We start from the raw sequence: 18,535 nt of genomic DNA on the forward strand, positions 1-18,535 counted from the left end.
TTCAGCCGGTGAGCTTGATCTGCAGCGTCCATCAGAGAACGTGGAGCGCATCAAGATGGATCGCATGCGCAAAACTATTGCCGAGCATATGGTTCGCTCCAAGCAGACCTCTGCTCATGTAACGACCTTCTCTGAGGTCGATGTTACCAAGCTTGTACGTTGGCGCGAAGCTAACAAGCATAAGTTCCAAGAACGTGCCGGGATTAAGTTGACATATACTCCTCTCTTTATCGAGAAGATTATTCAGGCGATGCGCGAATTCCCGCTCATCAACAGTTCGGTAGATAGCGAAAACGATGAAATTATCTTGAAGCGTGATATCAACTTTGGTCTGGCCGTTGCGCTGGGCGAAGGCGGTAAAGGCGGACTTATCGTTCCCGTTATCAAACATGCCCAGGATAAAAACTTGGTTGGTCTGGCAAAATCGGTGAATGATCTTGCCATCAAGGCTCGCAACAAGAACTTGAATCCTGATGATCTGGTAGGGGGTACGATTACGCTTACAAACTACGGTTCGGTCGGTAACCTTATGGGAACGCCGATTATTAATCAGCCACAAGTCGCTATTATGGGGACCGGTGTGATCGAAAAACGTCCGGTAGTTCGCGAAACACCCGAGGGCGATGTGATTGCAATCCGCCATATGATGTATCTCTCAATGAGTTACGATCACCGTATTATCGACGGCGCCCACGGGGGAGCATTCCTCAATCGTGTAAAAGAGTTGCTGGAGAATTTTGATACTGATCGTGCGGTGTAGTAAATCAAAATTTTAATAATCTAAAAGAAGGGGTTTATCGCGATAAACCCCTTCTTTATTGAGAAGTATATGGAAGCACAGCGAACTATTGCAGATATTCGTGATAAGGTGCAATCTCTCAAAGCAAAGGGGAGAACCGTCGCATTTGTTCCAACAATGGGAGCCTTGCATGAGGGCCACTTGTCATTATTTCGGTTGGCCCAGGAGCATGCTGATGAGGTCGTCGCATCTATTTATGTGAACCCCGAGCAGTTTGCTCCTGATGAGGATTTTGAGGAGTACCCGCGTGAGCTTGAGTATGATTTGGAGAAGTGCGAACAAGAAGGCGTCGCTGCTGTTTTTGCTCCAACTGATGAAATTATGTATCCCGGAGAACAGTTTTTGAGTATCGAAGTGAATGAACTTAATGAATACATGGATGGGGGTTCGCGACCGGGATTCTTTGAAGGTATTCTGTTAGTAGTAAATAAACTTTTCAATATTATTGAGCCGCATTTTGCGGTATTTGGCCAGAAAGACATTCAACAGTTTCGCATTTTACAGCAGATGGTTGCTGAGTTTAACCACGACATGAAGCTGATTATGGGTCCAATTAAGCGGGCTAATGATGGATTAGCATTAAGTAGTCGAAACAAGTACTTGGATCATGAACAGCGAAAATTAGCTCCGGGGTTGTTTCGTTCGCTGCAGTATGTGGGGAAGCAGATTTCTGATGGAGCGAAAAACGTGCAATTACTTTTGGACCATCAGAAAAACGAATTAGAAGCAAAAGGGTTTAAAATTGATTATCTTAACCTGTTTTCGTTCGAGAAGATGAAACCGGTTACCAATCCTGAGGTCGACAACAAATATATTTTGGCCGGGGCCGTTTACCTTGGAGAAACGCGCTTAATTGACAATATCATTATTGAAAAATAGCTACGATCATGAAGCTGACGATGTTCAAATCCAAACTGCATCAGATGAAGGTAACAGAAGCAAACCTTCATTATGAGGGAAGTATAACGATTGATCAGGAATTGCTTCAAGAGGCAGGCATCCTTCCCTACGAAAAAGTACAGGTCGTAAATATTACCAACGGTGAGCGCCTGGAAACATATACCATACCCGGTGAGGTCGGATCACGAGTATGTTGTCTAAATGGAGCCGCGGCCCGAAAAACGCAGGTGGGTGATCGAGTAATTATCATTTCTTATGCTGAGATGACCCCTGAAGAGGCCAAAGATTTTAAGCCCAAGGTGGTTATTGTGGATGAAAATAATAACCCCAAAACTATTGTTGATGAGACGGAGTATGCCACCAAGTATGATCTTGAGAAAGGTGTTGTAGATAATTCTGTTGCCAAGGAATAATAAATTGTGTTGCAGATAAGGGGTTTGAAAGAAAATGTGGTAAAACATCCCTATCCCAACCTTCAGGAGTTCATTTCTGAGGGTTTTATATATCTGAGACCTTTTCTAAACCTATCAGGTAAAAATTTGTTTATCTGAGGTGTTTCTCATTGAAGCATGCTATTCAATTAGCTATAATGGCTTTGATCATACCTCCTGAACCGGGGTTGCAAAGCTGATTCGAATCCAAAACCCATTTTTATGAAACGTTTACTACTCCCTTTCTTTGCCATTATCATGTTGCCTCTTGTATTGGTGGCCCAATCCAATCAATCCTTCACCGCCATGGATGTATTCGAGTTGCAATGGGTTGAAGAACCCCAAATATCGCCGGATGGGGAACATATTGTATATTCTCGCGGAGTGATGGATAAGATGAAGGATCGCCGCGTATCTCGTCTTTGGATAATGGATGCCGATGGTTCCAATCACCGGAAGCTTACCGACCGAGATGTTAATGAAGGCAGTGCCCGATGGTCACCCGACGGCAGCCGAATTGCTTTTACTTCTTCATCAGAAGATGATGGCAGTGAAATTTATGTCTACTGGATGCAAAGCCGCTCCTTGTCACGAATTACTCAGCTGGAGGAATCACCGAACGGTATTGCATGGTCGCCCGATGGAAAGCGTTTGGCGTTTAAGATGAAGGTGACGGAGCCTAATCCTAAATTGGCAGATTCCAAACAGCCTCCGAAAGGAGCCGAGTGGGCAGAAAGTCCGCGTGTAACAACCCGACTCAATTACGAATCTGATGGTTCCGGCTACCTTGAACCGGGCTTCACCCATATATTTACGGTACCGGCCGAAGGCGGAGCGCCGCGTCAAATTACCAGTGGCGATTATCATTACTCGGGTAATCCTGTGTGGAGCGCCGATGGAGAACGCCTGATCTTTTCTGCCAACTTAAACGAGGATTGGGAGCATGATCGCAGGGAATCGGAGCTGTATGCAGTGGATGTGGAAAGTGGTAAAATTGAACAGTTAACCGAACGAGAGGGACCGGATTACAATGCACAGGTATCTCCAGATGGAGAAACGATTGCATACCTTGGCTATGATGATAAGGTGCAGACGTATCAACTCACTGAGCTATATATGATGGATACTGACGGGGAAAATAAACGTAGCATTGCACTCAATTTGAATCGAAGCATCTCCTCCATCCAATGGGATGAGAATGGGCAAGGCCTGTATTTTATGTATGATGATGAAGGGAATACGAAAATTGGTCATGCAACACTCGATGGACAGACCACAGTAGTGGCTCATAATGTGGGCGGAACTACAGTAGCACGTCCCTATGGCGAGGGTTCGTATTCAGTGGCGGACGACGGCACGATTGCATATAATGAAACCACACCGTACTACCCGGCGGAGTTGGCAACAACTACAAGAGATCAGGATGGACGAACGAAAATTACCGGTTTGAATGATGCGTTGTTGGATTACCGTCAGCTTGGTGAGGTAGAGGAGATATGGTACAGGTCTTCGGTGGATGGACGCCAAATACAGGGCTGGATTGTGAAACCGCCTAATTTTGATCCCAATAAAGAGTATCCATTGGTGGTTGAAAATCACGGGGGACCTATTTCTAATTATGGGGATCGATTTTCGCCGGAAATTCAGCTTTACGCTTCAGCCGGTTATGTGGTGTTCTATCCCAACCCCCGCGGAAGTACGGGTTACGGTGAAGAATTTGGCAACTTACTATATCACGACTATCCCGGCGATGATTATCATGATGTGATGGATGGCGTGGATGCGGTGCTTAAAAAAGGCTATCTGGACGAAGAAAACTTGTTTGTAACAGGTGGAAGTGCCGGCGGAACGATGACATCGTGGATGGTTGGCAAGACAGATCAGTTTGCGGCATCGGCGGTCATCAAGCCGGTTATGAACTGGATTAGCAAGACACTTACGGCCGATAATTATTATGGATATGCTCACTATCGATACCCGGGTCAGCCTTGGGAAAACTTTGAAGCTTATTGGGAGCATTCCCCTGTTTCTCTGGTCGGCAATATCGAAACGCCAACGATGGTGATGGTTGGGACTAATGATCTACGGACGCCGCCATCTGAAGCCAAGCAGTTATATAGTGCGTTACAGCTGCGCAAGATTGAGACAGCCTACGTAGAGTTACCGGGTGCTTCGCATTTTATTTCTAATAGGCCCAGTCAGCTTATTGACAAAGTTGAGAATATCATTGCTTGGTTTGAGCGGTATCGGACAGATAAATGATTAGCTCAAATAAAAATGGTCACGAACCAGAGGTCCGTGACCAGATAAAAGTATTTACTGATAACAGCAGAAAGTCCGTGTCCGTACCTCTACTTTTGGGAGGTAACGAACTAGAACTCTTATCTTAACATTTAGCTGTGATCAGGAAGCAGCTCAAAGAATTTAGCAGAGGAGTGGATGCCCCGGTAGAAATCTTTGAGGGCAAATTTTTCATTGGGCGAATGAATGGCATCACTGTTGAGCCCAAAGCCCATCAGGATAGATTGCGCCCCCAGAATTTTCTGGAAGTCTGCGACAATAGGAATGGACCCTCCTTCGCGCGTGAAAAATGGTTCCTTGTCATAGACTGCTTCAAAGGCGTCGGCCGCTGCCTGTAGTCCATAAAAGCTCAGGTCAGTTATGGCCGGATGTCCACCGTGATGTTCGTTTACCTCAACGTTAACCGTATCCGGAGCTATCGATTTGACATGTTCCTTGAAAAGCTTGGCAATCTTCTTGGGATCTTGGTCGGGCACCAGTCGCATACTAACTTTGGCTCCGGCTTTGGCAGGCAGCACGGTTTTAGCTCCTTCGCCTTGGTAGCCGCTCCACATACCATTGACATCCAAGGTAGGACGAGCTGAAGTGCGTTCCAGCGTGTTGTACCCTTTCTCTCCTTTCAGAGCTTTAAGTCCCAGCTTTTCTTTGTAGTCCTCCTCGTCGAACGGAAGTTTCTGGTAGGTTTCCCGATCATCCTCGGTTAGTTCTATGACATCATCATAGAACCCGGGAATCTGTATAACGCCATCCTCGTCTTTGAGCTGTGCGATGATTTCACAAAGCACATTGGCCGGGTTGTCAACCGCTCCACCGTAAACACCGGAGTGCAGATCGCGGTTGGGACCTTTAACGTTGATTTCCATATAAGCAAGTCCCCGCAGGCCGTAGGTAATCGATGGGGTATCTTCCGCAAACATGGCCGTATCCGAAATAAGCACCATATCGCATTCGAGCAGTTCTTTGTGTTCCTCGATAAATGGCACCAGGTGGGGAGAACCTATCTCTTCTTCTCCCTCAAAAATAAATTTAATATTTACCGGGAAATCCGTATCGGTTTTTTGATAAGCCTCAAGTGCTTTTAGATGGGTAAACGATTGTCCCTTATCATCACTGGCGCCGCGGGCATAAATATCTCCGTCACGTACCTTGGGATCGAAGGGATCTGTTTCCCATTCGTCCATGGGATCAGGCGGTTGAACATCGTAGTGACCATATACAAGAACGGTAGGTTTAGACTCATCCGTAATTAACTCACCGTAAACAATAGGATTGCCGCTTGTTTCAAAAACTTCCGCACGATCCAGGTCAAGATTATTTAGTTTCTCGAGTAAGAAATTTGCAGCATCGATCACGTTATTTTTGTAATCGGAATCGGTACTGATGCTGGGAATACGTAGAAAATCGAACAGCTCGTGTTTAAACTGCTCTTTGTTAATATCAATATATTCGGTTACGTCAGACATAATAAGTGAGGTTTATTCCTTTGGTTAATAGCATATTGTAGTGCTGCGTATTTCGAAATCCGTTCGGATACGCATTACGAAATACGCCTCAGTAATCAATCAGAGTATAAGTATCTCGCTGTTGGGAATCCATCCGTACAGGCCATTGCTCATGCGAACGTATGTCCACTCTTGTTGCGATTTGCTTCGTCGATGATCAACAGTAAAGGCATAGCCTTCGTAAGCCCGACTTACAATAGGAGCGTCTTCTGTTGGTTTTTCTAATACGGAGATTCGTTCGGTTACCATCACCGCTTTGCTATACCGTTTGCTTACATATTGTGTGTAAAAACTGGTGGCAATGATAAGTAGTGCTGCGCCTATAAAAGAAAGTCCGCCGATGCGTAATACTTTGGGATACGCCTGCCCAAACCAGTGAGCGATAAATAGTAATACCCCGACATTTAGGAAGATAATCCCAAGCAATAAAATATTTTTTGCCCCTACATGTTCCTGTAGCCAGTCGGTAGCTACATCCCATGGTAATTTAGGCAGTACGGCTGATTGGCGACTGAATTGTGATTCAACAAACTGCAGGGCTTCCCGGGCTTGTTGTTCTGTTTCTTCAAATTGAGAAGCTTTCAAGAAGTAATACTTTGCTTTTCCCAGCGAATCGATACGTTGATAACTTATACCCAAATTTAAAAATAGGGCTCCCGAAACAGTGTTTTGTTCTTGCAGATTATGGTACAATGATATGGCCTGTTGATAGTTGCCTTTCTGTAGCATTTCATTGGCATCATCAAAAAGAGCCTGGGCATTTTGCTGGGCAAAGCTGAGAGGTGCCAATCCAACGAAAAGAAGAAAAAAGAATATTTTTATAGATCGATTGGGAATCACGGTTATAATACTTTTTGCAGTTTTTCAAGCGTACTTTCGGCTAAACCGACGTGTGATTTCAGGTATTCGTGGGTAGTGTCGGGTGCGTAGCTGATCGAGGCACATTTATCCAGCAACATGCGAACGTTCTTAACCAGGTTTTCTTCAATACCTTGGCCTTTGAGTGCTTCCACATAGTCTTGGTTAGCTAATCCGGCTTCCGGCATATTTAATCGATCGCTGATAAAACCGGTAATTGCTTTTTGAAGTAGATTATAGGCTTGCTTTATGTCTCCCTGTTCGGAAACTTCAATAGCTTTTTGCAATCGTTGTTGTGCTTTGTCGGGGGCTTTGACCGATCGGGCAAAGGCAATGTCTGTTTGCATTTTTTTAGCGTATGATTTTCGCCAATAGGCGATGCCGGCAATAATTAACGGGAGAACCAGTCCAACCCAAAACCACCACATTGACCAAATTGCTGTTGGCTCTGATGAAACGGTTACCCAGCTGGCCAGACCTGTGATGGGGGATACAGGGAATTGTCCGGGACTATCGGCATTGGCTACTGCTTCCGGGTTTTCATCAATGGAAAAGCTAAGTGCTTCAAGTGTTGTGGTAACATATCGGTCCCGAGAGGGATTATAATAGGAAACTGTTTTCGCGGGGATGGTATAACGTCCTGGGGAACGAGCAATAATAACATCAGTGAATGATTTGCTGCCACTGATGGTACTGTTTTTGCGATTAAGTCGCGTATTTTCCTGCGGTTCATAAATTTCAAGTCCGTCGGGAAGATCATAGTTGGGCTTTGAAATGAGCGGAATATTCCCTGAGCCTCTTACACGCGTTTCAATTTCGATAGATTCCCCAACAAGGGCGTTTTTTGTGCTTATACTTCGCGAGATATCAAAATCACCAACGGCTCCCAGGTAGCTGGCATCATCATTTTGGGATAATGGCTGTACATCTACCGTTATAGGATCGCTTGAAAGTTCAACTTCTCGCTGATTACTGCCAAAGCCACTAAAAAAACTGCTGAATGGATCGTTGCCGGACCTGGCAGAACGCACGGCCACAACAATTTCGTAGGGGCTAATTTCGAGTTTACCTGCTTTGGTAGGGAATAGTGAAAATTGTAACAGTCGTGCTTTTCGATATCGAACGCCGTCTAAAACAGTGGATTCAGCCCGGGGACGGCCAGAATTTTCGAGTTCTTCTTTCCAAAAGCCTTCTGCTTTCCATCCGGGTACCGGTTGGTAGGAGTTGACCTCTAATCCATCTCTGAAATATAAGATCACATCAGTAATAATTTGCTGTCCTGCTACCGGCTGTTTATCGGAAACTTCGAGTTGAAGAAAGATGTCTGGTCGTTCGGATGAATCCTGTGACTTTGCCGACTCGTTGCGATCAATAATATTTACGGCAATAGGATTGGTAGAATAGGTTTCCCCATCGATGGAAACGTTTACAGCAGGTAATTGGAATTTGCCTTTTTTCTGGGCAATAAGGTAGTAGCTGTAAGTGTATGAAACCGTACTTTGACCGTTGATATAGCGATAGCTTCGGGAAGTAGAGGGGTTATTACTCAGGAGTCGAAAATTTTCAAACTCAGGTAGTTCCGGTCGGGACACATTGTTAAAACTGCCGCTTATCTCAATTGAGAGGTTGATGCGTTCACCGGTATAAACGGTTGTTTGGGATAGGCTGGCTTCAACAGAAACAGTTGATTGTGCCCAGCTAAAAGCACTCCCAAGGAGTATAAAAACCAAACAAAAAACGAATGTAAAAAATGATTTACCAATCTTTCTCATTGGAACTGCTACTGGACTCCGTTTTCTGTTTTTTGAATTGCTTTAACAGTTCTTTCTCTTTCTGTTCCAAGGCTTTTAATATCTTTTGAGCCTCGGCTTTGCTCATTTTTTGAGATTGCTGTTGCTGTTTCTGTTGATTTTGCTGGTTTGGTTGGTTCTGCTGCTGGTTTTGTTGATTCTGTTGGTCTTGCTGTTGTTGCTTGTTTTGCTGCTGGTCCTGATTTTGTTTGTTCTTGTCTTGTTGCTTGTTTTGCTGTTGATTCTGGTTTTGTTGCTCCTGTTGTTCCTGCTTCTTTTTCTTGGCCAACTCATAATTATGTTTAGCATCAGCATCATTGGCTGTATAGCGAAGCGACTTTTTAAAATAGTCAACAGCTTTATCCCACTGTTCGTTATCTGATAATACCTTTCCAATATTGTAATTGGCTTTTGCCTTGTCTTCAGCGTTATCTGTCATCGATTTATATTGCTCAAACGTGCGGATGGCCGCTTCACTTTGTCCCGATTGAGCCAGGGCCGAAGCTAAGTTGAAGTAGAGCTTGGTATTTTCAGGATTAGCATCGATAGCCTTTTTGTATAGTGAGACCGCCTCTTCGTAATTGCCATTGTCGTAGGCGTCATTAGCCTTGCGAGCATCCTCAATAGAAGCTCCTATTAACAAAAAACATAGTAGAAAAGCCCAAACGTATCTCATTGTAATACCTTTAAATTCCATTCTTCATATTAACGAAAAAGTAAAACCAAAATTGTAAAGTTTAGTCCATCTGTTCGGCAATAGCCAGTGTTTCGTCATCCATTTTCATATTGGTAAATACATTTGATACATCGTCGTTATCTTCAAACTTTTCAATCAGCTTAAAGTTTGATTCTGCTACACCCGAATCTACTTTTACTTCGGTCATGGGGATGCGAATCAGCTCGGCCGAATCAATATCATAGCCCATATCTTCGAGTTCATCATTCACTTCGTACATCGATTCACGTCCGGTCGTTACATTCAGTACATCACCGTCAGTATCAATATCTTCTGCACCGGCATCAATGGCTTTTAGCATAAACTCTTCTTCGTCGATTTCGTGGTCCTGCTCTTCTTTTTTTATACGGATCATCCCTTTTTGTTCAAATAAATACCCAACAGAGCCGTCGGTGCCTAAGTTGCCACCGTGCGAGGAAAAAATATGGCGTATTTCTCCGACCGTGCGATTATAGTTATTCGTAGTTACTTCTATAAAGTAGGCAATACCTCCCGGACCGTATCCCTCGTAAGTAGCATCTTCATATTTGCCGTCTCCCTCATCGAGCTCACCGGTACCTTTTTTAATGGCACGTTCGATGTTATCCTTGGGTACGTTATCGCTCTTGGCATTATTGATGGCTGTATCAAGCCTGGGATTCATTTCAGGATCACCGCCGCCTTCGCGTGCAGCTACCGAAATTTCACGCAGATGCTTGTTAAAAAGCTTATTCCGCTTTTTGTCTTCTTTCTTTTTTTTATGCTTTATATTAGACCATTTGGAATGACCAGCCATAAGTTGTTATCTGTTTTTTAGAACAAAAAGTGTGTTTGGGTGCAGTGAATGACCAAAAAGCTCTAAGCCCTTAATATAATAGATTACTTACTTTGCACCTAATATGCGATTGTGGGAAATGAGATACACTGTTATTTTGTTTGGATCAATATGGTACTCGAAAATGTGTGAAATACTATTGTTAGATTAATTTTTTAAGCAGCTATAAATGAATATAGGAATTGTTTGTTATCCCACCTTTGGCGGCAGTGGCGTAGTAGCTACAGAGCTTGCAAAAGGATTAGCTCAACGCGATCATAATGTTCATATTCTAAGTTATGCGCGTCCGGCCCGCCTCGATACGTTTCGGACAAATATTTCGTATCACGAGGTGAATATGAATACCTATCCATTGTTTGAATATCCGCCGTACGATCTGGCTTTGGCAAACCAGATGGCCAGCCTTATTGAGTACGAAAAGATTGATGTTCTGCATGTGCATTATGCCATTCCGCATGCCACCAGTGCTTATTTGGCGAAGCAAATATTAGGCGAAAAGGCAGAACATGTACCCCTTATTACAACATTACATGGCACTGATATTACCATAGTGGGCAGCGATCCCAGCTATAAGAATGTGGTTGACTTTTCGATCAATCAGAGTGATGGCGTTACGGCAGTATCGGAGTATCTTCGTAATGAAACCTACGAGCGTTTTGATATCAAAAAGGATATTAAAGTGATTCCCAATTTTATTGATCTGAAACGTTTTCAAAAATCAGATCATAACCATTTTAAAAAGGCCATTTGTCCCAATGATGAAAAAGTTGTAGTACATGTTTCAAATTTTCGGGAAGTAAAGCGCGTCCCGGAAGTGATCAGTGTGTTTTCCCGCATTCTGGAAAACGATATTGAGGCGAAGTTGCTCTTGGTGGGTGATGGCCCCGATCGCCAACGTGCCGAACAGCGGTGCCGCGAGCTGAGAATCTGCGACCAAGTACGTTTTCTTGGCAAGCAAGATCAGGTGGAGGATATCCTTTCTATTGCTGATCTGTTTCTGATTCCATCCGGTTCTGAAACATTTGGGTTGGCTGCCCTTGAGGCCATGAGCTGCAGCGTGCCGGTAATTAGTTCCAATATCGGAGGGCTGCCTGAGGTTAACATCCATGGTGAAACGGGCTACCTATGTGACTTGGATGATATTGATTGCATGAGTGATTACGCGGTCAATATTTTATCGGATGAGAGCTTACACCGGGAACTTTCAGAAAATGCCCGAAAACAGGCAGAAACATTTGAGATGAGTAAAATAATTAGCCAGTACGAAGAGTATTACAAGCAGTGTAAGCAACAGTTAGAAAAAAAATCGAGCAGTGCTGAGTAATAGTAAAGCGTCAGTTATCAAATCAGTAAACATCCTGCATAATTTCTTGATATGACCGATTCTCAAACTTCGCTACGAGCAATAGGTTATATTATTTTTGGTGCAGCTATGGTTAGTTTTACCTCGGTGCTTGTAGAGCTGGCCAACGTTGGCCCTACCGTTTCTGCTTTTTACCGTATGTTTTTTGGCGGACTTATCTTGTTGGCAGTGGCAGTTATCAAACGTGACCGGTTGTGGTTTGGGATGAAAAACCTTGCCATTCCCCTTGTCTGTGCTTTTCTGTTTAGCATGGATCTCTTCTTTTGGCATCGAAGCATCAATTTTGTGGGACCCGGATTGGCAACAATTCTGGGTAATATGCAGGTGTTTTTTGTAGCCCTGTTGGCCGTGATTTTTCTCAAAGAAAAACTCGGATGGCGATTGTTGGTTGCTATCCCATTTGCGGTGGTAGGATTGTTTATGATTGTCCGAACAGGATGGGGAGAACGGGGAGGAACGGTAGAGATGGGGGTATTTTATGGTCTGCTTACAGCTCTTTCTTATGCGCTTTACATCCTTACGCTGCGAAAATCACAGTCATCAGGATATAAGCTCCGCTTTTCGTTGATTCCCAACATGATGTGGATTACCCTGATGTCGGCAGTTTTACTGGGGATTACGGTAATGGTTGAACCGGAAGCTCATTTTGCCATTCCGGATCTTCAGACCTGGTGGGCTTTAATTGGGCTCGGGATTGTGGGACAGGTTCTCGGATGGGTTTTTATTTCTAAGGGGTTACCACAGGTAAATGCTTCGGTGGCGGGATTGGCACTGCTGCTGCAGCCGGCGCTGGCATTTATGTGGGATATTCTTTTCTTTAATCGCCCCACAACGGCGCTGGAATATGTTGGTGCCACTATTGTATTAGCCGCTATATATTTGGGGGCAACCAAAACAAAGCAATAAAAATTGATACCCTGTAATTAATCAGCCCTTTTTCATCTGCTGGTATTTAATATGAGGAGCAGTGTGCCGATTTTGGTACCCGTGAATTGAAGCGGCAATAAATAGTATAGCCGAAACGATGAAAGCCGTAATAACAATAGGTTGATGAACACCCCAGTTGGCAATGGCTACTGCGATGATTCCCCAGATGCCTACTACTGCAAATTCACGCATATTTCGACTTGCAATCATAAATAAGTTAATGAGTCCTGCTGCTATAATCATAGTGATAGCCCAACTGCCATCACTGATGTCCCATCCATTCCAACCAATTTTAGTAAGGTAAGCGGAGATATTTGCGATCACGGCTACAGTAATCCAGCCGGAATAAAGGCAAAACGGCCACCAAAGAAGCAGAATTTTTGGGAAAGGAGCATCCCAGCGCTCCATATTGGTATTAACGACAATCTTCATCAAAGAAAACAGTAGTACAACTATCAGTATAACGGAAAGCCAAATGTAGTCGTAGATCCAGGCGATAAGCCAAAAGCTGTTGGAAATGCAGCTAATTACAAACCACCAGCCTATTTGTAGGATGAACTCATTGTTATCGACTTTTTTATAAAGCCCGCGGGCCTGATAGATGACAAACCCTGTAAGCATCAGATAAATTAAACCCCAGATTGAAAAAGCATAACCGGCCGGGGTAAACAGGTTTTCATAGCGGCCTGAAATGTCGCCAATGGTCTGACCGTTGATTAGCCCGGCACCTGCTACATAATTTAAAATGATGGTAGCAATAAGTGCCACAACGTTCGCGATTTGCAGTGTTTTCTTCATGATAGTCAATAGTATTATGGGGAATCCCTTGTGCTCAAAACTGATATTCTGTTCATACGGTTCCTTTAAATAAAAAACCCCATCAAAGTTTGGAACTCTGATGGGGCAATAACAGTAATTTTTTATGTACTTACGAAGCCGGTGCCAAAACCTTGGACACTTCTTCGGCGGCTTCTTTGAGGAGAACAGCAGAGATTACATTCAAGTCTGAGTTATCAATAATCTCTTTTGCTTCTTTGGCATTAGTGCCCTGGAGACGCACAATAATGGGTACATCCTCAACCTTCTCAGCAATTTCGGGATCTTTTACCGCTTCGATAACGCCATTTGCGACGCGGTCGCAGCGTACAATACCACCAAAGATGTTTATGAGAATTGCTTTTACATTTTTGTCTTCAAGGATAATGCGGAAGCCGTTTTTTACGGTTTCAACATTAGCGCTGCCACCGACATCCAAGAAGTTGGCAGGTTCCCCACCGGATAGCTTGATAATATCCATGGTAGCCATTGCAAGACCGGCACCGTTCACCATACAGCCAACGTTGCCGTCTAATTTTATGTAGCTCAATCCGTATTCAGAAGCTTCCAGCTCAACAGGATTCTCTTCTGATTTATCGCGCAGTTCTTCGATATCCGGATGACGGAAGAGCGCATTGTCGTCGAACGTCATCTTGGCATCGAGGGCCATTACATCGCCACTTGGAGTAAGAACCAGGGGGTTGATCTCAACCATATTGGCGTCCGTTTCCAGGTAGCAGTTGTACAGCGCCATGATGAACTTCACTGCCTTTTTGAAGGCGTCGCCTTCAAGGCCGAGTGCAAAAGCCAAATGTCGGGCTTGATTGTGCTGAAGATCCATGCCAGGCTCAACCCACTCTTTGACAATTTTTTCGGGGGTTTCTTCGGCAACGGTTTCAATATCCATGCCGCCTTCGGTGGATACCATGATTACGTTTTTGCTTTTTGCGCGGTCGAGCAGAATACCGAGATAAAACTCCTGTTCGATATCAACGCCATCGGTAACATAGACTCGCTGAACTTTCTGCCCCTCTTCGCCGGTTTGCTTGGTAACCAATACATCACCAAGTAATGATTCGGCAGCATCACGGACTTCATCAATTGTTTTGCAAAGGATTACGCCACTTGCTCCACTGTTCTTGGTTTCGCCTTTTCCGCGTCCACCGGCATGAATTTGCGCCTTAACAACAAAAAGGGATGAGCCATTTTCTTTCATCTCTTTAGCCGCGTCAACTGCTTCGTCAACCGAAGAAGTTGCTACGCCGGCCGGAACGGGGACATTGTAATCTTTTAAAAGTTCTTTTGCTTGATACTCATGAATTTTCATAACAACAATCGTATAGTTAGTAATTACCTCAGTTTAGCTCGTAAAAATGAGATGTGAAAGACATCCCGAAATACCGTATCAAAATTGAGCAGTTAATATAACAAATGAATGGCAAGAAGTTTAGGGCTTTGAAGGTAAATATTATGTCCCAAGTATTGCCGCATATTATGGAGAATAAGTTATTGCCATTAGGTTTGGATAAGAATTATTTTCCGTTATTCTTTGTACATTATATAAATCTATTAATCGAAAACCAGAGTCTATTATGAATTTTAAAACAGTACTTGCACTATTGTTGGCGATCGTTTTTTCAGTATCGATAACCCATGGGCAGCAAATTGTTGCAGAAAACGCTGAGCCCGAAAAGGTTACAGAAGGCTATGAATTTACGGAAGGTCCGCTCTGGCACGATTCGGGATATTTGTTGTTTAGCGATATCCCGGCCAATACCGTTTATAAATGGACTCCCGACGAAGGCGCCGTGGAGTATTTAAAACCCAGCGGCCATTCAAATGGACTTACTTTTGATAAGAATGGCAACTTGCTGCTGGCGCAACATGACGGACTCGTCTCGAAATTGACAAAGGATAAAGAACTTTCGGTGGTAGTTGATAGTTTTAATGGGAACCGGCTGAACAGTCCCAACGATCTTACGGTAAAATCGGATGGTTCGGTCTATTTTACTGATCCTCCTTTTGGGGTTTCAGATGATGATAAAGAGCTGAATATGAATGGGGTTTATCGCTATACCGAAGGCGAAGGATTAAAACTATTGACCGACAGTTTTGATTTGCCCAATGGTATTGTGTTTTCCCCGGATGAATCGCGTTTGTATGTAAATGATTCTCGGCATAATCATATTCGCGTGTTTGATGTCCAAGAGGATGGAATGCTTGCCAATGGGAGAGTATTTGCAAAAATGGAATCGGATGCCGAAGGAGCAGCGGATGGCATGAAGGTAGATACCGAGGGGAACCTGTATTCTACTGGTCCCGGCGGCCTGTGGATTTTCTCTCCTGAGGGTGATGTACTTCAGCAGGTTCAAACACCAGATCGCATAACGAATTTAGCTTGGGGTGGATCAGAGAACAAAACGTTATTTTTAACAGCACCGAATGCTGTTTATAGTTTGCAAACCCATAAAGTTGGTTCAAAATAAGTGTTGGTTATTTTTATATCTCAAACTCCGCGTCGCATTATCTTGGAGTGGCAGTTTTGTAAAAAAACTGCCACTCCAACTTTTCAAAAGTCATTACCGAAAGGTGTTAATTCGAATTTTTCGCAAGTTCTTGCCGTTTCTATTTATTATATAAATTTCGAATTTTCCGCTACGGTTGGAGCTGAAAACAATTTCATTACCCCCTGGTGACCACGAGGCATAATGATCTTTTCCGGGATCGGCTGTTAAGCGCTTTAAATTGGTTCCATCTGTTTTAATAGTAAAGATGTCAAAGCTGCCAAAGCGGTTTGAGGAAAAGACAAGATACTTGCCATCGGGCGACCACTGTGGACCCAGGTCAAAGTGGTGGTCGGAGGTAAGCTGTTTTACATTAGATCCGTCGGCATCCATTATATAGATATCGAAGTTATCGTTGCGGTTTGATGCAAAAGCAATGTTACTGCCATCTGGTGACCAGATAGGATCAACTTCGTAGGAATGGGGAGTGTAAGTCAGCCGGGTTTGGTTACGTCCATCGGGGCGCATTTTATAGATTTCAAGGTTTCCATCTCGATCGGAGAGAAAAAGAATAAATCGACCATCCGATGAAAAGAACGGATAGACTTCGGTTGCTTCATTGTCGGTAAGTTTTCGGATGTGGTTGCCGCTGTAATCACGAAGATAAATTTCCATATCTCCATCCTCGTTCGAATGATAGACTATATTGCGGCTGTCGGGCGACCATGAGGGCATATCAACATCACGCGCCGAATTTATGGGAAATGCCTTTTCCTGGTAGTCCTCATCTTTATATTTGAGGTCGTAATAATATTGGCGTTGGCGCTCCGAAAAATAAGCTAATCGCTTGCCACTAGGAGCCCAGGAGGGATAATAGTCGTTGGCAGGGTGGCGGCTCATATTTTGAACTTTCCGACTTTTTAAATCGATCACATAGATATCAAAATCCCCAGTTATCGGAGAAGAAAAGGCAATTTCGTTACCGGTGGGCGACCAGTATGGATGGATATGTCCTGTGGAGTCGGGAGGGATCAGTTGTGCAAGGGCATAACTGTTTAGAAAAAACAATACACTTGTTGATATGAGAAAGCGTCTCATGGAACCCTTCTCCTTTTTTAATGGTCGCTATCGTAACATTACTAAAAAATGTTATTTAAAGCATTAAAAACTGGGGAGTTAATTATTGCTTTTCAGGGTGTCAATAACTTCTCCGATATTATTAAAAGCCGAAATATGATGTCTATGTAACCACTGCTTATCTTGTTTAGGCTCGTGCCGTGATCGAATAAAAAAAGGCGTTATGCCGAGTTCAAGGGCCGGTTTAAGGTCGGTAATTTTATCTCCAGCCATATAAGAACTGCTGAAATCGATGTTATGTTTAGTCGCGGCTTTTTTGAACATACCTACCCCGGGCTTACGATCTTTGGGAGTATATTCTTTATCGGGATCATGCTCTGGATGATGTGGGGCATAGTACCAGTCGTCGATGTATAAGTCTTGTTTCGCCAGCTTCTCGTCAACCCATTGGTGGAGATCCTGAACATGTTGTTCGGAATATCGCCCGCGGGCAATGCCGGATTGATTGGTCACTACAATAATTTTAAAGCACTGTTCTTGCATCCAGCGCAAAGCATCAATAGCACCTTCGCACCACGTCCATTCCCTTGGTTTATGCACGTAATTGTAATCCACATTTAAAGTACCATCCCGATCAAGAAAAAACGCTTTATTCATATAAAAAGTTACAGTTGAGGGTAATAAGTAAGGGGTAGTAGATCATTAGGAAAATTAAGGCGTGCAAGAGGTTAATAAATCTTAGACTCATATTGTGGGAACATTTCTTCATGTATGCTATATCAACAAATCCCCATTAGATAAAATATCTAACAGACCCCAATACTAAAAGATAACGAAAAGGACATAATTATGAATACTACAAAAATTAAATCGACAGTTTATCGTGTGTTGCAAGGCACATTGATGATTGGATTTATTGCTTTTATTGCAATTTCATGTGATGATATAAATACCAACGGAACGAATGCTGGAAAAGCCCAGATGAATGTAAGTCTCACCGATGCCCCGGGCGATTATCAGGAGGTCAACGTTGATGTACAAGGTATGCGGATTCACTATACGCCCAGCAGTAACGATACTGCAAGTGCCGATGGACAATGGATTGATCTACCGGTGGAACCTATGAGAGTAAATTTGCTTGAGTTGACTAACGGCGTTGATACTTTACTGACTGAAGCTGAATTGGATCCCGGACGTTATAAGGAGCTACGCCTGATTCTCGGAGACGATAATACGGTAATGGTTGATAGCACAATTCAGGATCTCAAAGTGCCGAGCGGCCAACAGTCTGGCTATAAAATAAAATTTAAAACCGATCTTGAGGCGGGTGATGAGCTGGATGTAGTCGTTGATTTTGATGCCGGTCGTTCTGTACATAAAGCCGGAAACAGTGGCAAATATATCCTCAAGCCGGTACTCAAAGCTTTTGTGGAAGATGGAGATGAAGTTGAGGTAGGATCCATAGCAGGTATGGTTGATCCTTCAGAAGCGGCCCCCAATGTTTATGCATTGATGGATGAAGATACAACTGCTACTACGCAGACCGATGAGGACGGCAATTTCTTACTTCAAGGATTGGAAAGCGGTCAATATGATATCAGTATTGAACCTACAAATGATCAATATTCTGATACCACACTCACAGATATTACCGTAAACGAAGATGAACAAACGGATGTCGGTGTGGTTACACTAAGCGATAACGAATAAAATAAAG

At 43.6% G+C, this 18,535-nt stretch carries 17 protein-coding genes; 8 read left to right on the forward strand and 9 right to left on the reverse strand.

Translation table 11 applies throughout. The annotated features are described in order from the left end of the window. From ACQ76V_RS12640 to ACQ76V_RS12655, 4 genes are all read left to right on the forward strand, one after another. On the forward strand, window positions 1-760 hold a 760-nt coding region (locus tag ACQ76V_RS12640; protein WP_441000867.1), incomplete at its 5' end, for a dihydrolipoamide acetyltransferase family protein. Window positions 761-829: 69 nt separating this feature from the next. Continuing rightward, a complete protein-coding gene (gene panC, locus ACQ76V_RS12645; protein WP_441000868.1) occupies window positions 830-1,678 on the forward strand; it encodes a pantoate--beta-alanine ligase in 849 nt (282 codons plus the stop codon). Window positions 1,679-1,686: 8 nt separating this feature from the next. Beyond that, a complete protein-coding gene (panD, locus tag ACQ76V_RS12650; protein WP_441000869.1) occupies window positions 1,687-2,112 on the forward strand; it encodes an aspartate 1-decarboxylase in 426 nt (141 codons plus the stop codon). A gap of 240 nt (window positions 2,113-2,352) precedes the next feature. After that, window positions 2,353-4,392, forward strand: a complete 2,040-nt coding sequence (locus tag ACQ76V_RS12655) for a prolyl oligopeptidase family serine peptidase (protein ID WP_441000870.1) — start codon at window positions 2,353-2,355, stop codon at window positions 4,390-4,392. A gap of 131 nt (window positions 4,393-4,523) precedes the next feature. Here ACQ76V_RS12655 and ACQ76V_RS12660 read toward each other — a convergent pair whose 3' ends face one another. The 5 genes from ACQ76V_RS12660 to ACQ76V_RS12680 all read right to left on the reverse strand — a co-directional run bounded on the left by ACQ76V_RS12660 (window position 4,524) and on the right by ACQ76V_RS12680 (window position 10,092). After that, window positions 4,524-5,894 (reverse strand): dipeptidase, encoded by a 1,371-nt coding sequence (locus ACQ76V_RS12660; RefSeq protein ID WP_441000871.1) that lies wholly within the window; start codon window positions 5,892-5,894, stop codon window positions 4,524-4,526. A 99-nt stretch (window positions 5,895-5,993) separates the two neighbouring features. After that, the gene (locus tag ACQ76V_RS12665; protein ID WP_441000872.1) at window positions 5,994-6,773 is read right to left on the reverse strand and encodes a hypothetical protein; all 780 of its coding nucleotides are present in this window, start codon (window positions 6,771-6,773) and stop codon (window positions 5,994-5,996) included. Window positions 6,774-6,775: 2 nt separating this feature from the next. After that, entirely contained in the window at window positions 6,776-8,521 is a 1,746-nt protein-coding gene (locus tag ACQ76V_RS12670; RefSeq protein ID WP_441000873.1) for a BatD family protein, read from the reverse strand. 25 nt (window positions 8,522-8,546) lie between these two features. After that, window positions 8,547-9,257, reverse strand: coding sequence for a tetratricopeptide repeat protein (locus tag ACQ76V_RS12675; RefSeq protein WP_441000874.1), 711 nt, complete (start codon window positions 9,255-9,257; stop codon window positions 8,547-8,549). A 61-nt stretch (window positions 9,258-9,318) separates the two neighbouring features. Further along, complete coding sequence (locus ACQ76V_RS12680) at window positions 9,319-10,092, reverse strand: YebC/PmpR family DNA-binding transcriptional regulator (protein WP_441000875.1); 774 nt, start codon at window positions 10,090-10,092, stop codon at window positions 9,319-9,321. Between the two features lie 208 nt (window positions 10,093-10,300). Between ACQ76V_RS12680 and bshA the strand changes: the two genes are divergently transcribed. Together bshA and ACQ76V_RS12690 are read left to right on the forward strand one after the other, a co-directional pair. Then, on the forward strand, window positions 10,301-11,455 hold the full coding sequence (gene bshA, locus ACQ76V_RS12685) for an N-acetyl-alpha-D-glucosaminyl L-malate synthase BshA (RefSeq protein ID WP_441000876.1): 1,155 nt from the start codon (window positions 10,301-10,303) through the stop codon (window positions 11,453-11,455). A gap of 51 nt (window positions 11,456-11,506) precedes the next feature. Beyond that, window positions 11,507-12,400 carry a DMT family transporter gene (locus tag ACQ76V_RS12690; protein ID WP_441000877.1) on the forward strand — a complete coding sequence of 298 codons (894 nt, stop codon included), beginning with the start codon at window positions 11,507-11,509 and terminating at the stop codon, window positions 12,398-12,400. A gap of 21 nt (window positions 12,401-12,421) precedes the next feature. Here the strand turns inward: ACQ76V_RS12690 and ACQ76V_RS12695 are convergent, their stop codons facing one another. Together ACQ76V_RS12695 and sucC are read right to left on the reverse strand one after the other, a co-directional pair. Further along, complete coding sequence (locus ACQ76V_RS12695; RefSeq protein ID WP_441000878.1) at window positions 12,422-13,219, reverse strand: tryptophan-rich sensory protein; 798 nt, start codon at window positions 13,217-13,219, stop codon at window positions 12,422-12,424. Between the two features lie 130 nt (window positions 13,220-13,349). Next, the gene (sucC, locus tag ACQ76V_RS12700; RefSeq protein ID WP_441000879.1) at window positions 13,350-14,564 is read right to left on the reverse strand and encodes an ADP-forming succinate--CoA ligase subunit beta; all 1,215 of its coding nucleotides are present in this window, start codon (window positions 14,562-14,564) and stop codon (window positions 13,350-13,352) included. Window positions 14,565-14,829: 265 nt separating this feature from the next. Here sucC and ACQ76V_RS12705 point away from each other — a divergent pair, with 265 nt between their 5' ends. After that, window positions 14,830-15,723 (forward strand): SMP-30/gluconolactonase/LRE family protein, encoded by an 894-nt coding sequence (locus tag ACQ76V_RS12705; RefSeq protein WP_441000880.1) that lies wholly within the window; start codon window positions 14,830-14,832, stop codon window positions 15,721-15,723. A 93-nt stretch (window positions 15,724-15,816) separates the two neighbouring features. Here ACQ76V_RS12705 and ACQ76V_RS12710 read toward each other — a convergent pair whose 3' ends face one another. Both ACQ76V_RS12710 and ACQ76V_RS12715 read right to left on the reverse strand, forming a co-directional pair. Next, window positions 15,817-16,839, reverse strand: coding sequence for a TolB family protein (locus ACQ76V_RS12710; RefSeq protein WP_441000881.1), 1,023 nt, complete (start codon window positions 16,837-16,839; stop codon window positions 15,817-15,819). 78 nt (window positions 16,840-16,917) lie between these two features. Continuing rightward, window positions 16,918-17,475, reverse strand: a complete 558-nt coding sequence (locus tag ACQ76V_RS12715) for a D-glycero-alpha-D-manno-heptose-1,7-bisphosphate 7-phosphatase (RefSeq protein WP_441000882.1) — start codon at window positions 17,473-17,475, stop codon at window positions 16,918-16,920. A gap of 192 nt (window positions 17,476-17,667) precedes the next feature. Between ACQ76V_RS12715 and ACQ76V_RS12720 the strand changes: the two genes are divergently transcribed. After that, on the forward strand, window positions 17,668-18,528 hold the full coding sequence (locus ACQ76V_RS12720) for a DUF4382 domain-containing protein (RefSeq protein WP_441000883.1): 861 nt from the start codon (window positions 17,668-17,670) through the stop codon (window positions 18,526-18,528). Window positions 18,529-18,535: the final 7 nt, after the last annotated feature.

Origin of the sequence: Fodinibius sp. SL11 (assembly GCF_052060035.1) — a bacterium.
Classification (GTDB): Bacteria; Bacteroidota; Rhodothermia; order Balneolales; family Balneolaceae; genus Fodinibius.

Bases quoted from the DNA above. Each gene is read 5' to 3' on its own strand.
- panD (WP_441000869.1), top strand. From the start codon at position 1,687: ATGAAGCTGACGATGTTCAAATCCAAACTGCATCAGATGAAGGTAACA.
- ACQ76V_RS12675 (WP_441000874.1), bottom strand. From the start codon at position 9,257: ATGAGATACGTTTGGGCTTTTCTACTATGTTTTTTGTTAATAGGAGCT.
- ACQ76V_RS12705 (WP_441000880.1), top strand. From the start codon at position 14,830: ATGAATTTTAAAACAGTACTTGCACTATTGTTGGCGATCGTTTTTTCA.
- ACQ76V_RS12710 (WP_441000881.1), bottom strand. From the start codon at position 16,839: ATGAGACGCTTTCTCATATCAACAAGTGTATTGTTTTTTCTAAACAGT.
- ACQ76V_RS12715 (WP_441000882.1), bottom strand. From the start codon at position 17,475: ATGAATAAAGCGTTTTTTCTTGATCGGGATGGTACTTTAAATGTGGAT.
- ACQ76V_RS12695 (WP_441000878.1), bottom strand. From the start codon at position 13,219: ATGAAGAAAACACTGCAAATCGCGAACGTTGTGGCACTTATTGCTACC.
- bshA (WP_441000876.1), top strand. From the start codon at position 10,301: ATGAATATAGGAATTGTTTGTTATCCCACCTTTGGCGGCAGTGGCGTA.
- ACQ76V_RS12720 (WP_441000883.1), top strand. From the start codon at position 17,668: ATGAATACTACAAAAATTAAATCGACAGTTTATCGTGTGTTGCAAGGC.
- ACQ76V_RS12660 (WP_441000871.1), bottom strand. From the start codon at position 5,894: ATGTCTGACGTAACCGAATATATTGATATTAACAAAGAGCAGTTTAAA.
- ACQ76V_RS12690 (WP_441000877.1), top strand. From the start codon at position 11,507: ATGACCGATTCTCAAACTTCGCTACGAGCAATAGGTTATATTATTTTT.
- panC (WP_441000868.1), top strand. From the start codon at position 830: ATGGAAGCACAGCGAACTATTGCAGATATTCGTGATAAGGTGCAATCT.
- ACQ76V_RS12680 (WP_441000875.1), bottom strand. From the start codon at position 10,092: ATGGCTGGTCATTCCAAATGGTCTAATATAAAGCATAAAAAAAAGAAA.
- ACQ76V_RS12655 (WP_441000870.1), top strand. From the start codon at position 2,353: ATGAAACGTTTACTACTCCCTTTCTTTGCCATTATCATGTTGCCTCTT.
- sucC (WP_441000879.1), bottom strand. From the start codon at position 14,564: ATGAAAATTCATGAGTATCAAGCAAAAGAACTTTTAAAAGATTACAAT.